18 protein-coding genes are annotated in these 17,990 nt (G+C 46.5%); 17 read left to right on the top strand and 1 reads right to left on the bottom strand.

Translation table 11 applies throughout. The features are described 5' to 3' along the window. Positions 1–104 precede the first annotated feature (104 nt). Both HPY31_RS18905 and HPY31_RS18900 read left to right on the top strand, forming a co-directional pair. Complete coding sequence (locus tag HPY31_RS18905) at positions 105–794, top strand: response regulator transcription factor (protein ID WP_172141980.1); 690 nt, start codon at positions 105–107, stop codon at positions 792–794. Then, complete coding sequence (locus tag HPY31_RS18900) at positions 760–2,214, top strand: HAMP domain-containing sensor histidine kinase (RefSeq protein WP_172141979.1); 1,455 nt, start codon at positions 760–762, stop codon at positions 2,212–2,214. Before HPY31_RS18905 ends, HPY31_RS18900 begins: the two co-directional genes overlap by 35 nt. Before the next feature lie 7 nt (positions 2,215–2,221). On the opposite strand, the gene HPY31_RS18895 is transcribed toward HPY31_RS18900, so the two are convergent. Further along, on the bottom strand, positions 2,222–3,271 hold the full coding sequence (locus HPY31_RS18895; RefSeq protein ID WP_172141978.1) for a DctP family TRAP transporter solute-binding subunit: 1,050 nt from the start codon (positions 3,269–3,271) through the stop codon (positions 2,222–2,224). 102 nt (positions 3,272–3,373) lie between these two features. Between HPY31_RS18895 and HPY31_RS18890 the strand changes: the two genes are divergently transcribed. The 15 genes from HPY31_RS18890 to HPY31_RS18820 all read left to right on the top strand — a co-directional run bounded on the left by HPY31_RS18890 (position 3,374) and on the right by HPY31_RS18820 (position 17,621). Then, entirely contained in the window at positions 3,374–4,945 is a 1,572-nt protein-coding gene (locus HPY31_RS18890; protein WP_172142159.1) for an ATP-binding protein, read from the top strand. Next, positions 4,932–5,693 carry a response regulator gene (locus tag HPY31_RS18885; RefSeq protein ID WP_172141977.1) on the top strand — a complete coding sequence of 254 codons (762 nt, stop codon included), beginning with the start codon at positions 4,932–4,934 and terminating at the stop codon, positions 5,691–5,693. Before HPY31_RS18890 ends, HPY31_RS18885 begins: the two co-directional genes overlap by 14 nt. Then, on the top strand, positions 5,680–7,047 hold the full coding sequence (locus HPY31_RS18880; protein WP_172141976.1) for a sigma-54 interaction domain-containing protein: 1,368 nt from the start codon (positions 5,680–5,682) through the stop codon (positions 7,045–7,047). Before HPY31_RS18885 ends, HPY31_RS18880 begins: the two co-directional genes overlap by 14 nt. Before the next feature lie 48 nt (positions 7,048–7,095). Further along, the gene (locus HPY31_RS18875) at positions 7,096–8,025 is read left to right on the top strand and encodes a S66 peptidase family protein (RefSeq protein WP_172141975.1); all 930 of its coding nucleotides are present in this window, start codon (positions 7,096–7,098) and stop codon (positions 8,023–8,025) included. A 208-nt stretch (positions 8,026–8,233) separates the two neighbouring features. Then, positions 8,234–8,608, top strand: coding sequence for a DUF4280 domain-containing protein (locus HPY31_RS18870; RefSeq protein WP_016741794.1), 375 nt, complete (start codon positions 8,234–8,236; stop codon positions 8,606–8,608). A gap of 37 nt (positions 8,609–8,645) precedes the next feature. After that, positions 8,646–12,161: a nucleic acid/nucleotide deaminase domain-containing protein gene (locus tag HPY31_RS18865; RefSeq protein ID WP_172141974.1), complete on the top strand. Its 3,516-nt coding sequence runs from the start codon at positions 8,646–8,648 to the stop codon at positions 12,159–12,161. 4 nt (positions 12,162–12,165) lie between these two features. Continuing rightward, positions 12,166–12,687 (top strand): SUKH-4 family immunity protein, encoded by a 522-nt coding sequence (locus HPY31_RS18860; RefSeq protein ID WP_172141973.1) that lies wholly within the window; start codon positions 12,166–12,168, stop codon positions 12,685–12,687. Positions 12,688–13,577: 890 nt separating this feature from the next. Then, the gene (locus tag HPY31_RS18855; RefSeq protein WP_172141972.1) at positions 13,578–14,135 is read left to right on the top strand and encodes a nucleic acid/nucleotide deaminase domain-containing protein; all 558 of its coding nucleotides are present in this window, start codon (positions 13,578–13,580) and stop codon (positions 14,133–14,135) included. A 4-nt stretch (positions 14,136–14,139) separates the two neighbouring features. Then, positions 14,140–14,649, top strand: a complete 510-nt coding sequence (locus HPY31_RS18850; RefSeq protein WP_172141971.1) for a hypothetical protein — start codon at positions 14,140–14,142, stop codon at positions 14,647–14,649. Between the two features lie 195 nt (positions 14,650–14,844). Beyond that, a complete protein-coding gene (locus HPY31_RS18845) occupies positions 14,845–15,312 on the top strand; it encodes a hypothetical protein (protein ID WP_172141970.1) in 468 nt (155 codons plus the stop codon). A 4-nt stretch (positions 15,313–15,316) separates the two neighbouring features. Beyond that, positions 15,317–15,481: a hypothetical protein gene (locus HPY31_RS18840; protein WP_172141969.1), complete on the top strand. Its 165-nt coding sequence runs from the start codon at positions 15,317–15,319 to the stop codon at positions 15,479–15,481. 125 nt (positions 15,482–15,606) lie between these two features. Further along, positions 15,607–15,813, top strand: a complete 207-nt coding sequence (locus tag HPY31_RS18835; RefSeq protein WP_172141968.1) for a hypothetical protein — start codon at positions 15,607–15,609, stop codon at positions 15,811–15,813. A gap of 100 nt (positions 15,814–15,913) precedes the next feature. Then, on the top strand, positions 15,914–16,423 hold the full coding sequence (locus HPY31_RS18830) for an HGGxSTG domain-containing protein (protein ID WP_216675717.1): 510 nt from the start codon (positions 15,914–15,916) through the stop codon (positions 16,421–16,423). Between the two features lie 187 nt (positions 16,424–16,610). Then, entirely contained in the window at positions 16,611–17,420 is an 810-nt protein-coding gene (locus tag HPY31_RS18825) for a recombinase family protein (protein WP_253901869.1), read from the top strand. Positions 17,421–17,450: 30 nt separating this feature from the next. Beyond that, positions 17,451–17,621 carry an IDEAL domain-containing protein gene (locus HPY31_RS18820; protein ID WP_172141965.1) on the top strand — a complete coding sequence of 57 codons (171 nt, stop codon included), beginning with the start codon at positions 17,451–17,453 and terminating at the stop codon, positions 17,619–17,621. The last annotated feature ends 369 nt before the right edge of the window (positions 17,622–17,990 follow it).

Here is a 17,990-nt window from a genome sequence, read left to right as displayed (position 1 = left end):
AGGTTGTAAACTGATAGAATAGAAGTACGTAGACGATTAGAGAGACCATTGCGAGAATTCTCGATTAGGAATGATCATATGTCTGTAAATCAGGTAGGGAAGAGATGAAAAGCATATTATTGGTAGAAGATGAACTGGTGATAGCGCGCGTGATAAAGGCTTACTTGCAAAAGGCAGGGTATGAGGTCTGGCTAGCGAACGACGGACTCGAAGCGATGGAGCTTTTCGACGAAAAAAAGCCCGATCTGGTTCTGTTGGATGTCATGCTCCCTGAACGCAACGGCTGGGAGATTCTCCAGTACATTCGCGAAAAGAGCTCCTGTCCGGTCATTATCATGACGGCGCTCGGTCAAACAGACCAAAAGCTCAAAGGACTGAATCAAGGGGCAGATGACTACATAACGAAGCCTTTTGTCGCGGATGAAGTAGTTGCACGAGTCAATGCGGTGCTGCGCCGCTCCGTTATTTTGGTGAAAGATCAGGAAACCCGATTATTTGGAAGCTTAAAAATAAACTTTCAGTCCCACCACGTGACGCTGCACGGTCTCGAGCTGACGTTTCACCCGCGCGATTTGTCCTTGCTGCTTTTTCTGGCACAAAATCCGAATCAGACCTTTACCCGGGAGCAATTGATCGAACAAGTATGGGGAATGGACTATGGTGGGAGTGACCGTGCTGTAGACCTGGCGATCAAGCGGGTCAGAAAGACGCTGGAGAATTGGCCAGTTCAGGAAGGCGAGATCAAGACGCAAAGAGGGGTTGGGTATCAATTCTGTGTTTATAAAAAACAATGAGCCCGTATCGCTGCTGCGCTATTGGACCACACGCTATCTACTCACCCTCGTGATCGGATTAATCATCATTGGGGCTGTTTCTGCCTATTGGATCAAGTACGCTGCGATTGAAAAGCAGATCGAGGTCACGCGACTGTTTGCGGAGGAAGTAGCTGATCGAGTCGTCGATGATGTTGGGAATATTTTGGTGGGGGAAAAGCTTCATCAGGTATTGGATAATCGGCGCAAGTTTATGGGTGTGGATCGCAACCTGATTTTGTTCATTGAAGATGTAAATGGAAAGGTCGTATACAGTCGGCCAACCAAGCTTCCGCCTCTTTTGCAGCAGGCAGCACCTGAGTTGTTGAAGCAGGCAGATAAGCGGGATAAAGTGAGGCATCCGTCAGGGGAGACCCTGTATGTAATCAGGAAGAATTTGGAGTTCAATAACCGAATCATTGGCGAGGTGATCTTGCTTTTTCCAGAAACGGATATCAAGGTAGGGAAAGAAGAAATCCAATATTTGGTCATCATGCTGGGGAGTTTGGGTGTGCTTGGCTGGGCGGTTATTTATTTTCATGCGCGGAAGCTGTCTGAACCGATTCAAAATGTGGTAATGTCAGCACGACAGATCGTTGAAGGAAACTACGACGTCTTGCTCAATAAAACGATCAAGGAAAAGGAAATTCACGAGCTGGTGCATACGTTTGCAGAAATGGCCGACCGTCTTCGGCAGTTGGAAAGCATGCGAACAGAGCTTTTGGCTGGGGTGACACATGAGTTGAAAACCCCCGTTACGTCGATTAGCGGATTGATCCAGGCAATTAACGACGAGGTGGTTTCCGGTGAGGAGCAGAAGGAGTTCTTGGAAATCTGCTTGAAGGAGACCAAGCGTCTGCAAAAAATGGTAGAGGATTTGCTAGACTTCAATTCATTTGCTGTAGGAGCGATCACCGTTTGTCAGGAAGAGCAAAACGTGAACAAGCTGGTCCGCGAGATCGCCTCACAATGGCAGATTGTTAACGACCTCGGTCACGTTACGTTTACCGTTGGGGTTCTGGACAAGCAGACAATGATCTATGTCGATCCGGGCCGTGTCCAGCAAATCCTGATTAACCTTTTGAACAACGCGAAACAGGCTGTTGGTGGGAAGGGAAGCATAGCACTGACTCTCTACGAAACGGACACCGATTTACGAATCGACGTCAAAGACGATGGACCAGGAATACCCGCAAAGGAACAGTCTCTTGTGTTTGAGCGCTTTTTCCGGGGAAGCAATAAAAAAGACAAAGTACGTGGACTCGGTTTGGGGCTGTCCTATTCTCGCATGATGGCGAAGGCGCTTGGTGGAGATCTCCTCCTCGCAAATAGCACGTCAGAGGGATCTGTGTTTACGCTCATTTTGCCCATGCGTAGGGAGCAGAGCGAGGAGATTGCTTGAGAGAGCTTCACCGGCGTTGGTGGAGCTCTCTGATTTTCTGCATCAAGGGTTCTCCGATACTCGGAGCGAATTGATCGTAGACTGGCTGCAATGCTTCGATCCAGGCCGCACGTTCTTCTGCTGTCTGTACGTGGATGTTCATCCCCCCATTTTCTTGGAGCAAGCGTAGTTGTTTGTCATTCATCGAAACAGCCAACTGATTATTGTAAGCTGTCGCTTCCTGCATCGCTTCTGATATCGCCTGCTGAATATCGGCGGGGAGATTGTTCCAAAACGTTTTATTAATCACGACGGCGTAGCCCAAATAGCTGTGATTGCTGATCGTCATGTGCTTTTGAACGTGGTAAAGCCGTTTGGTGTACACATTGGAGATCGTATTTTCTTCGCCGTCTACTTTTCCGGCAGCCAGCATGCTGTATAATTCATTGAAGGAAGAGCCTACAGGGATTGCCTGGAGCGTGCGAAACTGGGATTCGATCACGTTGCCTGGAATGATGCGCAAACGTTGGCCGACAAAATCGGAAGGCATAATCAACGGGCGGTTGGCTGTCACTTGCTTAAAGCCGCTTGCCCAAAAGGCCAGCCCTTTCATGTCGGAATCTTCAAGCTTATCGAATAGTATTTGGCCGATTTCCCCATTGAATACAGTTTCGACGTCCTCTTGCGATCGAAACAGATAGGGCAGATCAAGGACAGCCCACTCGGGAATCGTGTTCGACACATAGGAGAATGCAGGGGCGATCATCTGGATTTCGCCGTTTTGCAAAGCAGTCATTTCGGTTTTCTCAGTGTGAAGGATACTGTTGGGAAAGACTTGCACCTCTACACGTCCGTTTGTCTTTTCCTTCACGAGCTGGGAAAAACGTTCGATAGTCAGACCCTTCGGCGTGTTTTCCGCGATCACGTGGCTGAACTTGATGATAATTTGATCGGACAGCCCTGCCTGTTCTTCGTCGTATCCTCTGTTGTCCATCAGGAGATCTGGACCGAAGCCGATAATGACAGCGCTCACAAGTCCGAGTATGACTATGAATGTACTGGTTACCAATGATTTCATTATTAAACACCTGCTTATGTCGAATGAATGTGAGTGAGTTGCAAACCCAATGGAAAGGAAAGAACGAACCTGCTCGAACGCTTAACAATTAAATGGAAGATTATGCTGCTCTCCGTCGGAATCGTTCTTTTTTCCTTGATCATCGGAAACTTGATCATGGCCGGAGGGATTATTCGGATTACGGAAACCCAACTGGGACAACGGCTGATGACCACAGCGCGCACGGTTGCGACGATTCCAAATGTACAAAAAAGCATTCAGGAACCAGACGGGTGGAAGGTGATCCAACCGACAGCCAACAACCTGCGCGTCGTCAATGATGTGACGTATATCGTCGTACTGAATAAGGAGCGTGTTCGTTATTCGGACCCATTAGATGAGCGGATTGGTACGGTGTTTATGGACCCTGCGGTTGATGAGGCCTATGCCGAGCACTCCTATTTTCAAAAAGTCGTAGGAGAGATGGGAACGGCTCTGCGGGCCTACGTGCCGATCATGGATGACCAGCATCAGCAGGTGGGTGTTGTCGTGGTCGGACGTGTCATGCCTGATGTCTGGGGGATCTTGTACAGCGAGCGAAACAATATCGCGCTGACCTTTTTCCTCTCCTTATTGTTCGGGGTGTGGGGCTCCTATCAGTTGGCCCGTCACATGAAAAAACAGATGCTCGACTTGGAGCCGGACGAAATCGCGCGAATCCTGGTAGAGAGAACCGCAACCTTCCATGCCATGCATGAGGGAGTAATCGCTATCGATAATCGGGAGCGAATCACAATCTTTAACGATAGGGCGAAGCAAATTTTTGGCATAGAAGGAGAGGTGCTGGGCAAGCACATACGGTCTGTCCTGCACGACACCAGATTACCAGAAGTGTTGGAGCTTCGCCAGAATTTTACCAACACGGAAATTCACGTCGGCAATACACTGCTCTGGTCCAACCGTTTTCTGATCAAGGTCGAGGAAAAGATCGTCGGCGCCATTGCGATTTTTCAGGACAGAACAGAAGTGGCGAGAATGGCGGAGGAGCTGACAGGCGTAAAAGAATTCGTGGGTGCACTGCGGGTACAAAATCACGAGCACATGAATCATTTGCATACCATCGCAGGCTTGCTTCAGCTCCATCAGTATGAAAAGGCACTCACATATTTGTTCGAGGTCAACGAGCAGCAGGAGGAGCTCACCTCCTTTTTAACAACAAGGATCATGGATGAGAACTTATCTGGGCTTTTGATCGGCAAAGTAAGTCGCGGAAGAGAGCTGGGCATTCGTGTTGTCATTGATCGCAGGAGTCATCTGGAACGTTTTCCGCCGTACATGGATCATCATAATTTCGTGCTCATACTGGGAAATCTGATCGAGAATGCCTTTGATTCACTGGAGCGAATCGAACGTGACGAGAAGGAGATCATGATCAGTATCGAGCAAGACGAAGAGATTTGCTCCATTTTGGTGGAGGACAATGGAATCGGCATGGACGAAGAGACGCGCCGACATATGCTGGAGAGGGGATTTTCTACGAAAGAACGTGCGCACCGTGGACTTGGTCTGCATCTGGTGCATCAGTTGGTCAATAAAGGGGGAGGCGAGCTGGTTTGCCATTCGGCACGCGGAGAAGGAGCCAGCTTTCTCATAACGTTTCCGATGGGGGAGGTGGACAGTCATGGAGAAGGATAACGATCACATTCGCGTACTGATTATGGAAGACGATCCGATGGTCCAGGAAATCAACAAGCAGTTCATTGAGCGCGTCCCGGGCTTTGTCGTGGTCGGAATTGCTGCCAACGGGGCAGATGGACTCAAGCTAGTGAAAGAGCTCACTCCTGACTTGGTGATCATTGATATATTCATGCCGATCCAGGACGGGGTGAAGGCGCTGATGGAGCTGCGCGCCGCCAAACATGCTGTGGATGTCATCGTCGTAACAGCTGCCAAGGACAAAACCACGATCCAGTCCATGCTGCGCAATGGGGCGATGGACTATATAATCAAGCCGTTTCAGTTTGAACGGATCAAGCAGTCATTGGAAAACTATCGAGAATTTCGCCGACGGATTGAGTGGGAGGGAACCGCATCACAGGATGAGGTCGACCAGCTGTTATTCCGCAAGAGACAGGAAAAGGAACAAGCCGATACCACTCCAGCCAGGGCAGTGCTACCGAAGGGACTGCACGCTGTCACGATGGAGCAGATCATGCGCCAGATCGAGAAAGAGAGTCAACCGCTCTCAGCAGATGACGTGGCCGAACGCGTTGGGATCGCGAGAGTGACGGCCAGACGCTATTTGGACTATTTGGAGAAGAGCGGGAGTGTCAGAATGGATGTCAGCTATGGTGGGGTAGGCAGGCCGACGAATCGCTATGTACGTGTCATTCCACAAGAGGCGGGGGGCACGGGAGGTAAAGAGCGCCATGGTCGATTATGAAGCGTTATTAGGCTCGCTGTTTGATATCGTGCACGTAACAGACGCAGAAGGCAGAACCTCGTATGGCTCAGGACGATATGAGGAATTTTTCGGAATCGATCCAAGGGAGATGGTGGGCAAACCGATCGAGGAGTTTTATCACCTCGGCTATTTTGCGCCAACGATCACGATGTGGGTCATTCGCGACAAGAAAAAGGTACACACGATTCAAACCACCCGAAAAAATCGCAAGCTTTTTGTGGAAGGTACACCGATTTGGGATCAGGACGGGAATTTTAGCGGAGTGGTTCATACTTTCATTGATATAACGAGCCAGGAGCAACTGCAGCAGGAATTAAATGAAGTCAAGTACGTCGGGACGGTCTTGCAAAGTGAAATGACCAAGGAGAACAACAGACAAAAAGGAGAGACCAGCTTGATCTACCGCAGTCAGTCCATGGAGCAGGTCGCCATGTTGGCCAAAAAACTGTCGCAGGTAGAATCATCCATGATCCTGCTAGGAGAATCAGGTGTCGGAAAAGGCGTGCTGGCAAAATACATCCACGAGTGCAGTCCGAGAGTGGACAAACCATTCGTGCACATCAACTGCGGAGCCATCCCTGAGACATTGCTGGAGTCAGAGCTGTTTGGCTATGAAAAGGGTGCTTTTACAGGAGCATTCAAGGATGGCAAGGCAGGGTTGATTGAGAAGGCAAACGGAGGCACGCTGTTTTTGGACGAGATCGGGGAGATGTCACTATCCTTGCAAGTGAAGCTGTTGAATGTGTTGCAAGAAAAAACGATTACGCCTGTAGGCAGCTCTGTCTCGCGAAAAGTCGATGTAAAGCTGATCACGGCCACGAATAAAAACCTGCGGCAAATGGTCAAGGAAGGAAAGTTTCGCGAGGATTTGTACTATCGCATTCACGTCGTCCCATTGGAAATTCCGCCGCTGCGCGAACGGCAGGAAGAAATACCCGTGCTCGTCCATTATTTTCTCAATGTCTTTTCGCAAAAGTACTGCTTGGAGAGACAGCTCGCAGACACCTGCTATCGCATCCTCAGTGAATACGATTGGCCTGGCAATGTGCGGGAGTTGGAAAATGTAGTGGAACGGCTCGTCGTCACGTCCCACGATGTCCTCATTACGCCTGCGCAAATCCCGCGTTATATACATAACCAAGAGTACAGGGAGCACAAAGGGATCAAGGTCAATCGTGTGATGATGATGCAGGAAGCAATGGACGAGGTGGAGCGCCAGCTTGTGCACCGGGCGTATGAGCAGCATAAGACGACGACAAAGGTAGCGGAAGCGCTCGGAATCAGCCAGCCGTCTGCAAGTCGCAAGCTGCGAAAATGGCTATGCACCAGTTGACACAGATGTACGATAATGGGGAGAGAACCCGGAGGAGGAGACTGGAAGATGAACAAAGGGAAAGCATTGCGAGCGGGAGACACAATCGGAGTAGTGGCAACCTCTAGCCCTGCCACAGAAGAAGTGCTGAACAAAGCAATGGCAGAGCTGCAAGGTTTGGGATACAAGGTGAAAATATCGGATACGTGCCGAGAATCGTACGGTGGGTATTTGGCGGGAACTCCTGAGCAACGGGCGGCTGAGCTGAATGCCATGTTCTTCGACGAGGAAGTGGACGGGATCATGTGCATGCGTGGCGGTTACGGTTCCCCGCAAATCCTGCCCTTGCTCGATTATGACCTCATCGCCCAAAACCCGAAGCTGTTTATCGGCTATAGCGATATTACGGCGCTGCATACCGTTTTCGGACAGCGTGCGAATCTGGCTACCCTTCACGGACCAATGGCTACCTCAGACATCGCGCATGGACTGGATGACTGGTCCAAGCAATATTTGCTGCGCGCCATGACTCGCCCCGAGCCATTGGGAGCAATCATGAATCCCCCTGGGGAAGAAGTCGTCTGTCTCGTCGAAGGTCAGGCAGCTGGACCCGTAGTCGGTGGGAATCTCGCCCTCGTCTCCGCGTTGATGGGCACGCCTTACCAGCTCGATACGAGAGGCAAGCTGTTGTTCCTAGAGGATATCGACGAAGAGCCGTACCGGATTGACCGCATGCTGACACAGCTTGCCCAGGGTGGCTTGTTTGATGATTGTGCGGGCGTCGTCATCGGGACATGGACCGATTGTGAGCCAAAAAAGCGCGAAGGCTTCTCTGTCTGGGATGTGTTTCAAAATATCGTCGTACCGTACGGAAAGCCAACCATCTGGAACATTCAGATCGGACATGGCGCGTGCAACATCGCTCTCCCTCTGGGCGTAGAGGCCAGTCTCGATGCGACAAACGGTGAACTGGTGATCGAGGAGAGCGTAACCATATAGTGTGAATAGGTTTGAATTCAAGAAGGCTTCCCCCAACACTTGTAGCGTTGGTGGGAGCCTTTTTGGGTTCCTTAGAAAAATAAGGAAACAGGACGTTTGACCCATAAAATATTTTCCAATATATCCCGATTATTAGATGGAATGTAAAAATAAGACGAAATATGGAAGTTGCTTGCGGAGGATTTTTTTGGAAGGGGAGATAGGTCTAATGATGCTAGCGTTACTTCAAGCACTTACAATGGGGTTGTTCAGCCCCGAGTACTCATATGTCGTGCGGGGAGCGACCCTCAAGTGTAGTCAGGGAACCGACCCCGGCATTTTGAATTTACCCTGGTGCCATGGCGTTTATAGCCTTAACAAGCCTGTCATGAATGTCGCCGATCACGTCCCCGGCGTGAATATCGGATGCTTTGGGTTTTGCAAAGCAGCAGGAGGAGATGTGTGTGTACCACTGACGTTCTCAAAATGGACAGATGGAAAACACGATGTGCTCATCGACAACGAGCATGCCTTGCTGAGCAGGTCGCAGCTCGTTTGCAATCGTTCAGGCATCATCACGATTGAAAAAGACGGTCAGGATTGACACTTCCCGCGCTTGCTAGAGAAGGAGGGGAGAGAACATGCAGCGTACAAGTGGCGTCATGACCTATCAGGATATAAAAGTCGTCTGGCCATATGGACCGATCCGGCTAGACCAGCTAGAGTTCGTCCATCAAACAGGCACGCATGCCAAGCTCACGATCACAGGAATTGTCCCGGAAGACAAAGAGGACGAGATCATCAATCGTGCCGGCACCCACGATCCCATCGAGCTGTACAAGGTGGAAGGCGGGGAAAAACAGCCGATATTCATGGGGCGGCTGGATCATGTGGAGATCAAGGTCGTACGAGACATTCACTACGTCACGATAAAGGCCGTGTCGCATACATATGCCTTGGATCTGAGCGTGAAAACACGTTCGTTTCAACAGGTGAATCGGTTGTACCGGGATGTTGTAGACGAGATCATGTCCGTCTATCACGGTGGAGATGTCATCGATCAAGCCTTCGACGACCGCCAGCAGGGCAAATACATCATGCAGTACGAGGAGACAGACTGGACCTTTTTAAGACGAATCGCGTCCCATGTCGGAGCCGTTCTCGTCCCAGATTTGAGTGCGCATAAGGTACGCTTGTGGATCGGCATGCCCGAGGGACGCAAGCAAATCAAGCTGGATGAGGAATCGCCATACGAGGTCAACCGGGCCATCGCGCCGTACATGAAAAAAGCCGCAAACGGCTCCTCGTCCGTCAGCGAGTACCAGTACACGACATACGCCTTCGATTACGACGACCTGTTGCAAATCGGAGATGAGGTGCGGCGGGAAGGGCAAACGTTTGTCATTACAAAAGTGACTGGGAAGCTGGAGCAGGGACTCCTGAGGTGGAGCTACGTCTGCGCCGTGCCAGAAGCCGTCAAGCAAACGAAGCTGTACAACAAGGCCATCATTGGTGCGGCGATCGACGGGAAAGTGATTCAAATCGGACGCAATCAGGTCAAGCTCCACCTGAACATGGATAAAAAGCAAGAGCCAAGCAAGGCCCAGTGGTTCCCGTACGCAGCGGAAGGCAACCAAATTTTGTACCTCATGCCCGAGCTCGGTTCAAAGGTAAAGCTATACTTCCCAAGCGACGATGAAGACGACGGCATGGTCATGAACTCCGTGCGCCATGCGCCCAAAGGAGCGGCTGCCGAGAAGCAAGAGCGGCAAATGCAGGACCCAGGTGTGAAGACATTTGGGAATCCGCAGGGGAAAGAGTTTACGCTCGGGGATAAAGAGCTGACGATGACGGCCCAGGAAGGGATGCTCTACATCTCGATGAACAAGGATGTAGGCATCAGTCTGAAAAGTACCTCGAATGTGAATATCAGTGCGAGTGGTGCCCTGACCTTGAAAGGGGCAGCGGTGTCTTTGTCCGGGACTGAGAGCTTGAACGTGAAAACGGCGTCGGATACGATAGAGCTGTTGGAGGAAAACAAATCCAGCAGTGAGGAGATTAAGCTGGAGGCGTCTGTTCGTCATGCGTTTCCGACGATATTAAGTGCGTTTGAAAAGGACGTTCAGGAAAATGGTTTGGCTGCCGTCATATTGCGCAGAACTGTCAACAACCAATTATCTGAGGCGAAAGGGAAATTAGATGCTTTTGGAGACACCTTGTTAGGCTTGTGGAATACCGCCGTAGATGCCGGAGATATGCTGCTGACAGGATTTGTCGGAGACGAGAATACGCAAGATTTATATGAATTTGTAAGCGGCGAAGAAGTTGGCACACTGAGGGAACGCAATGGCATTGTGAAAGGTATCGAGAAAGGCGTAAACGATACGCTCAATTATGTGGGAGATACGGTTACGGGCAAGAAGTCGGGCGATGAAATCCTTTCAGATATAGGAAAGCTTGGACAAGGGCTATACGATGACTATATCGATCCATTCGCAAAGGAAGAGAAATACAAACAAGAAAACTTGTTTAACGGCGGTTTGTGGACCAGATCGGAAGAAGAGAGTTATGCGAAGGGCCAGAATGCGTTTAAGAAAGACATGGTGGTAGCAGAGGTAGGGCTAACGGTTCTAAGTGCTGGTACAGGTACAGCTGTTACGCGGACAGTGAAAATGGCCGATAAGCTGGATGGGCCGGATGGGCCTCATGGCAAGAAAAAATCTGGTGACCATGATGGGAATGGGAAAGGTGTCCTTTTGCCTAATTCCAGTATCGATGACGCAATGAGCGCCATGCTTAAGGATAGAAAGCTAAAGACGCATGGTAAGAGTTTTGCAGAGTCGATGATTGAATTACAAGAAAAAGTTGATAAGTTCCTCAAGCAGATGACTGGTGTGTTTAATGGAAGAGTTGTCGTTCTCAGAGATGCTGTTACGGGTCAGCCTATGGTTTATTGGATGCGGTATGATGATTTGCCTGGTAACATTGGAGGCAGTCGTGGCAGTAATCATCTCAATAGTGATGCAGGGAATGGTAGGACTGGTCATGCTGAAAAACCTCTCGACACTTCTAATAAGAAGGGCTTACCAAAGGTAGAGAACGGAGATTCTGGGCATTCCAATCATTCTCCATCGCTGAATAATAAGGCAGATAGTCCGAACAAAAATAATTCTCAAGGAAGTAATAAGCCAGATAATGAGGCAAGGACAGGACATGCTCAACATGCTGAAAAGCCTCTCGACACTTCTAATAAGAAGGATTTACCAAAGGTAGTGAACGGAGATTCTGGGCATTCCAATCATTCTCCATCGTTGAATAGTAAGGCAGATAGTCCGAACAAAAATAATTCTCAAGGAAGTAATAAGCCAGATACTGAGGCGAGGACAGGACATGCTCAACATGCTGAAAAACCTCTCGACATTCCTGATGAGAAGGATTTGCCAAAGGTAGTGAACGGCGACTTTGGGAATTCGAATCATTCTACGCCTCCTAAGGGTAAGGGTGATAGTACTAAGAAAAATGATCCTCAAGGAGATAAGAAGCCGGATACTGAGGGAACGGGTAATGATGGTAATCCCAATTGGGAAGCTCAGAAGCCAATGTTCAGCGAGGATTGGGATGCATACTTTAAGTCTAAGTATGGGGATGAAAATGTTTTACGGGAGACTAGTGATAAGAGTAAAGATAGTTCAGTTAATAAAGAGGTTATTTTAAAACCTGCTAAACAAGTTGGGTATGGTGAAACAGACTTAAGTGCTATGGCGAAACAGTATCGGATTGATAATAAAGCATTTGACTTGAGAAATCTCGTAGTGGCAGAGATTGAAGTAGATGGCGTTCGTACTTTGAAGGTTTTTGAAAGTACAAAGAGAATAGAAGTAAAGCCGGGTGGAAAAGAAAAGGAAAAAAATATACATTCTGAAATGGCTTTGGCAGAGGAGAAAGATTATTTCGAAAAAAATGGAAAAAAATACATAGTTCATCGTGTTTATACTGAAAGAGAACCTTGTAATGCTGATGTTCAAAACTGTAAAAAGCTACTTGCTGAGGAGTTTCCTGATGCTGAAGTAACTTATAGTGTTGAATATGGAGACAAGAATTCAAGAGATCGAGGAAATGCTGAATTAGCTAAAGAGCTTGAAAAATTAAAGGAGTGAGAGTATGGAATTTGATATCCATGAGATTCTCGATTATTATGATACTGAATTACGAGACTATAATTACTTTGAATTGATTGAACTTGGTATTAGTCATGAAAATGCTGATTTTATGGTTAGTATTGGAGTGCCAGAGAAATACGATAATTTTGTATTCTATGACGCAAATGATTTTCAAAAAACATTAATTGACGGTGCACAATTTATTATAATCGGTCATTATGCGGATTATAAGGGGCGTAAATTAAAAGATCTCTATTTTAAAGTAGGTAGTGATGGTTTTTTCACTACTTCTTCCCTTCGTGCCCCCCTAATTTATATGCTAAATAAAAACTTGAGAACATTTTTTTTGTTCGATTTAATTAAAAATGAAGTGGCAACGAAAATGAGAAAAGAAGGTGAATTTAATTCATATAAATATGCGATTGAGCTACGTGGGTTATTTGAACAAATTGATCCTGAAGCAATGAAGGACGTTGAAGGATTCTGGTCACGTCTGATAGAGGATTATGAAATCGGATTATGATACTGAGCGAATAGGGTAATCACTTATATCACAAACAACGTACATAACTATCGAGAAAGTATGAGCGGCTGTTAATGAGATAGACAGCACCCGGTGGGGAATGAATCCATCATTCTACCAATTACAGACTTAACGCATGTAATACCAGTATGAAGATTTCTCCATATCGTTTGTACGCACATCAAATGCTTTAATTTTATAACCTAAATATCGCTATTCCCTTACTTTGAACAGGTCGATTATGGTCAGTTACCACCATGATTGACCTGTTTTTTGTTAGCTTCGTTTTCTCGCAGTTTTTTGAAATCAATCACAACTGTAAATAACGTCGCCCTGATAGAGAGGATGAGAAACTAACCAATCGCACCTTTAAGGATGTGTAGCACGACAATTAATAGTAGTGGGGGCTAAATCGAAAATATTTTTGATTTTATCAGCAACAGAATGGCATGTTATCGCGATTGTTACAGTGAAGAAATGAATCTGGTGACGACCAGTTGACATATAACAGGTAAGGTAACGTGTAGGCTAGCCACCTTCCCAACTTCATAGCCGCCATGCAGCGGAATAAAACTATGAAAAGGATGGTAATGAAAATGAGTAACCTCTGGTTGATTAAGAATAACCAAGCCGCAAATGAGTACATGGACAAGGTGAGCCAAGAGAGTCAGTTTACGTCACAGCATAAGGGGTTTACCAAAGTGCCGCATAAAATCCATCGGTGCTACGTTTTGTTTTGTTCGGCATGATGATTTGTCTGGTAATGGAGGCGGTGGTGGAGGGCATCATCGTCCTAGGGATGGGAAGGAAGAACGGGATAGAGAAGAGAACAAGAGCAGAGGGATACTGAGGGGACGGGTAAAGGTGGTAGTGGAAAAGCTCAGAATCCCATGTTCGGCGAAGATTGGGATGCATATTTTAAATCTAAATATGGAGATGAAAATGTTACATGGGAGACTAAGGAGGGAGGAAAACCTAGTTCAGGTAATATAGGGGCTAATTCAAAACCTCCAATAAAAGTTGGGTATGGTGAAACAGATTTAAGTGCCATGGCGAAAAAGTATCGAATTGAAAATCAAATATACGATTTAAGAAATCTTGTAGTGGCAGAGATTGAAATAGATGGTGTTCGGTATTTGAAGGTTGTTGAAAGCACATCACGACCAGTAGTAAAGGCGGATGGGAGTGTAGAATTAAAAAAAGTGCATTCCGAAAAGGTATTGGTAGAGGAAAAAAATGCTGCTGAACTAAACGGACAGACGTATAAAGTTCATCGAGTTTATACTGAAAGAGAACCGTGCATTCTTGGTGGCCATGATTGTAAAAAGCTTCTTGCTAAAGAATTTCCTGACGCTGAAGTAACCTATAGTGTTGAGTATGGGGACAAGGCTTCAAGAGATCGAGGGAATGCTGAATTGGCTAAAGAGCTTGAAAAGTTAAAGGAGTGAGAGCATGGATTTTGATATTCGAGAGATTCGCAAATATTATGGGTCAGAAATACGAGAATATGATTTCGATAAATTGGTTAATGTTGGAATAACTCGTGAAAATGCTGACTTTATGATCGATGTTGGAGTTCCGGAAGAATTTGCTGATTTTGTATTTTATGGATTCGATGATTTTCAAAAATTATTATTTGAAGATGTGCAAGTTATAAAAATTGGTCATTTCTCGTTTTGCGAATATGGACTGTACTTGAAAGAAAGTAGCAATGAGTTTTTTACTAGCTCTTCCTATCATGAACCTCAAATTTATATGCTAAATAAAAACTTGAGAACATTTTTTTTGTTTCATTTAATAAGAAATAAAGTGGCAATGAAAATGATGCAACAAGGTGAATTTACTTCATATAATTATGCAATTGAGCTACGTAGGTTGTACGGTCAAATTGATCCCGTAGCAATGAAGGATGTTGAAGGATATTGGTCACATCTAATAGAAGACTATGAAACCGGATTATGAAACCTTGTAAATAGAGCAATGGGTTTTGGTGTAAGTCCATTTACAACTCCAACAACAAGATCGTACAATACAACCAACAAACCAAACACTAAACAATTCAAACACTTGATAAACTTTCAAAGCTCTTTCCAACTTGTTTTTATGAGTAGGAATGAGCTTTTTTTGCATGTTCAAAATCAAAGGAGGATGAAACGAATGGCAAAATGTGAACAGGTAACGACAGCAGAGGGAACAGGATTAATTGCACAGGCACAAGCAGAGTATGAAGCGATTAGAGCACAAATCGTGGAGAATTACCAGCAAGCCAGAGAGTTAAGAAACCAAGCGGATAAGCTGGAACAGTCAGGACGAACCGACGCACAGGTGATGACAGAAGTAAATCAGTTGCTTGACCAAGCAAAAAGATTGACCTCATTAGCAGATCAGCTAGACGATCATGAGAGGTTAGAAGCGATTCGCAACATGAATGAACTTGAAATTGAAGCATGTGTGTTGAAGGAGAAGAGTGCCTATAACGAAAATATGTTGGCTCGACAACAAACAGAGCTTGAAAAAGTGAAGGAAGAAGCAGTAGCAATGATACGACGAGCAGAAGAAGAAATGAAGGAAACATCAAGATGCTTGGCTGTTCAAAAGAAACGGTTAGCTGAACTGGAGGGATAAGCTAATGAAGTCATTGAGTCCGGAAGCATTGGAAGTACGCCGAGAATACAGAAAACAATACGAACGTGAGTATCGGCGCAAATGGAGGCAGAATCCGGAGAATCGGCTGAAAGCGAAGGAGTACGAGCGCAGATACTGGGAACGAAAGGTACAGCAATCCAAGGAATAACACATGCAGCCAAACGCTCGTAGGTAGCCGCACCCATTCAAATGTACGACCAAGGACATTTTACCGCAACAGACACGAAACCACGAGAGCAACCAAATACGAAAGTCATAGGAGGAAATAGCACAATGACGAAACATGAAGAATTCTTATGGGAACTGTTACACCACGAAATCGAAACGAAAGCAGAACTAACACGTATGTACTTTGACTGCTTTACGTTTATTGCTAAAACGGAACAGCTTGAGGAGTTTCGGTTGCATAAGAAACAGAGGGAAGAAAGTAGAAGGAAAGCATTAAAGGAGTCATTTCTTGAAGAAGATGAACAAGAATAGTGAACATGTATTGAAACAGATAGATAAACAGCTTGGAGGCAGGATGACCTCCCGGGTCGGGGAAACGATACCCCATGAAATGAGGTTAGGGGATGTGAAAATGGAACAGAAACGATGCGGAGCCAAGACGAAAAGCGGTGAAGCTTGTAAAAAAACGGCTCTAAAGAATGGACGTTGCAAGTTGCATGGTGGAAAATCCACGGGTCCGAAGGACAGGGCGAAGCATAGCGAGAGCCTGAAAGGCAACAAAAACGCCTTGAAGCATGGACTGTATGAAACGATCTGGCTAGATACGCTAACGGAGGAAGAGCAAGAGTTGTACCATCAGGTTTCAACCGACCCGAATGTACAGGTGGATAGCGAGTATCGACTTTCAGCGTTACGCATTAGGCGAATGCTTCAACGTATTCAGCAGGAGGAACAGAAGGACAAGCCTGACCCTGCTGAGATTAGAGCCATTGAAGATGCCATCACCAAAGTGCAGATGAATGTTGCGGCACTTATTCGGGAGAACGGCAAGCTCAGGGATATGCAGAAGCAGAAAAGCGATGGCTCGTTAGACCAGTTGGTCGAGATACTGCACCAAGCGAGAAGCAAGTTTCAAGGATGAAGACAGGAGCAGACAGAGCACACGCTTTGTTTCGCTCCTTTTTACTACCGCAGAAGGCGTGGCATCTAAAAATGAATGTAAAAATGTCTTACCACGATCACGGTTAACGAGCGGCGAAAAGGATAAAGAGGGTTGTAAATGCCTTCCGTAAGGTCGTATGGTGTTACAAAAAACAGGAGGCATTTACATGAAGGAAACGAAGGTCAAGAAATGGGTAGGCTATGTGCGTATCTCCTCGGACGGTCAGATGGAGAACACATCCATTAGTGAACAGGTAAGGCAGATTGAAGCGTTTTGCGTGAGTCAGGGCTGGCAACTGGCAGCGATCTTCAAGGACGAAGGGGTTAGCGGCAGCACAATAGAACGAGATGGTTATCAAGAGATGCTGCATTACATTCAGCAGCCCGAACATGAGGTTGGCGGAATTGTCGTGACGAAATCAGACCGTATCCATCGTCAATTGAATCATCTGCTGGACTTGATCGAAGAGGAATTGGAACCACACGGCATGGCGTTCATTAGTGTGACGGAGCGAATGGATACCTCGACTCCGCAAGGGAAGATTTTCTTGCAAATGCTTGGCGGTTTTGCTGAGTTTGAACGTGCAACCATCAATGAACGTACCCGAAACGGACGAATCGCTACGGCTAGAAAGAATCAATACGCTGGCGGAGGTATTCCTTATGGCTACAGGCTGTGGAACGGAAACATTGAACTGGATAACCAGCAAGCCAGCACCGTAAAATACATCTTTCAGGAATATGTAGAAGGAACAAACCCTTATCGCATCGCCAAGTTGCTGAACAACGCTGGTATCCATACCAAGACAGGAAAGGCTTGGACAGTCGTACAGGTACAAAACATTTTGAACAATGAGACGTACACAGGGTTCAACATGTACAACGGGCAAAAAGAGCAGAACGGCATCAGACAGAAAGACGTTTTCCCACGCATCATTAGCCGCCAGTTGTGGAACAAGGTAAGGCAGATCAGCTAATCATTACGTAGACATTGGGAGGCTGGACAAATGAGCGAATTCAAAGAACGGATGATGATGTGTTCAGAAGACTACGACGAAATGATTGACATGGCTCTAGCCATGAAGGACAAGGAATGGTTTGAGGAACTGGTCAAAAAGCAAAGGCGGTTACGTGAACTGGAGATTGAAATGCGTCGTGAGTTAGGTGTACTCGACTAGGGGACAGGAGGGATAAACAGCAGAGCAACGAGAACCCAGCTAGACAACGTTCTCATATAGGCGTACCACAAATGACACCGATGAGGGGAGATACAAACGAGAGCGAACCATCTCACAGGGTTAAACGTTATTGTTGACTCCAAACAAAGCATGTGCCATAATCTCCGTACAGTATCCCATTGTGGTTCAGGGGATACTGCTAACTTGCCCAAACTTTGAAATCTTAGAAAACATAAACTTCAAGCACTTGGAAAACACTTTTATTGGTGATTTCAAGTGCTTTTTTGCGTTTATTTTTAAGTTGGATTGGAGGAGTAAAAAAGTTGCACTAAGGATTTAATATTTTCTTTGGTTTTATTATATGTCTCT

The sequence above is a fragment of the Brevibacillus sp. HB1.3 genome (assembly GCF_013186635.1).
GTDB classification, from domain to species: Bacteria; Bacillota; Bacilli; order Brevibacillales; family Brevibacillaceae; genus Brevibacillus; species Brevibacillus brevis_D.
Note: the sequence above shows the minus strand (reverse complement) of the source record. Positions and strands in the feature narration are given on the sequence as shown.

Excerpts from the sequence above, each read along its gene's own strand:
- HPY31_RS18905 (WP_172141980.1), top strand. The coding sequence starts at position 105 with ATGAAAAGCATATTATTGGTAGAAGATGAACTGGTGATAGCGCGCGTG.
- HPY31_RS18895 (WP_172141978.1), bottom strand. The coding sequence starts at position 3,271 with ATGAAATCATTGGTAACCAGTACATTCATAGTCATACTCGGACTTGTG.
- HPY31_RS18890 (WP_172142159.1), top strand. The coding sequence starts at position 3,374 with ATGCTGCTCTCCGTCGGAATCGTTCTTTTTTCCTTGATCATCGGAAAC.
- HPY31_RS18885 (WP_172141977.1), top strand. The coding sequence starts at position 4,932 with ATGGAGAAGGATAACGATCACATTCGCGTACTGATTATGGAAGACGAT.
- HPY31_RS18880 (WP_172141976.1), top strand. The coding sequence starts at position 5,680 with ATGGTCGATTATGAAGCGTTATTAGGCTCGCTGTTTGATATCGTGCAC.
- HPY31_RS18875 (WP_172141975.1), top strand. The coding sequence starts at position 7,096 with ATGAACAAAGGGAAAGCATTGCGAGCGGGAGACACAATCGGAGTAGTG.
- HPY31_RS18870 (WP_016741794.1), top strand. The coding sequence starts at position 8,234 with ATGATGCTAGCGTTACTTCAAGCACTTACAATGGGGTTGTTCAGCCCC.
- HPY31_RS18865 (WP_172141974.1), top strand. The coding sequence starts at position 8,646 with ATGCAGCGTACAAGTGGCGTCATGACCTATCAGGATATAAAAGTCGTC.
- HPY31_RS18860 (WP_172141973.1), top strand. The coding sequence starts at position 12,166 with ATGGAATTTGATATCCATGAGATTCTCGATTATTATGATACTGAATTA.
- HPY31_RS18855 (WP_172141972.1), top strand. The coding sequence starts at position 13,578 with ATGTTCGGCGAAGATTGGGATGCATATTTTAAATCTAAATATGGAGAT.
- HPY31_RS18850 (WP_172141971.1), top strand. The coding sequence starts at position 14,140 with ATGGATTTTGATATTCGAGAGATTCGCAAATATTATGGGTCAGAAATA.
- HPY31_RS18845 (WP_172141970.1), top strand. The coding sequence starts at position 14,845 with ATGGCAAAATGTGAACAGGTAACGACAGCAGAGGGAACAGGATTAATT.
- HPY31_RS18840 (WP_172141969.1), top strand. The coding sequence starts at position 15,317 with ATGAAGTCATTGAGTCCGGAAGCATTGGAAGTACGCCGAGAATACAGA.
- HPY31_RS18835 (WP_172141968.1), top strand. The coding sequence starts at position 15,607 with ATGACGAAACATGAAGAATTCTTATGGGAACTGTTACACCACGAAATC.
- HPY31_RS18830 (WP_216675717.1), top strand. The coding sequence starts at position 15,914 with ATGGAACAGAAACGATGCGGAGCCAAGACGAAAAGCGGTGAAGCTTGT.
- HPY31_RS18825 (WP_253901869.1), top strand. The coding sequence starts at position 16,611 with ATGAAGGAAACGAAGGTCAAGAAATGGGTAGGCTATGTGCGTATCTCC.
- HPY31_RS18820 (WP_172141965.1), top strand. The coding sequence starts at position 17,451 with ATGAGCGAATTCAAAGAACGGATGATGATGTGTTCAGAAGACTACGAC.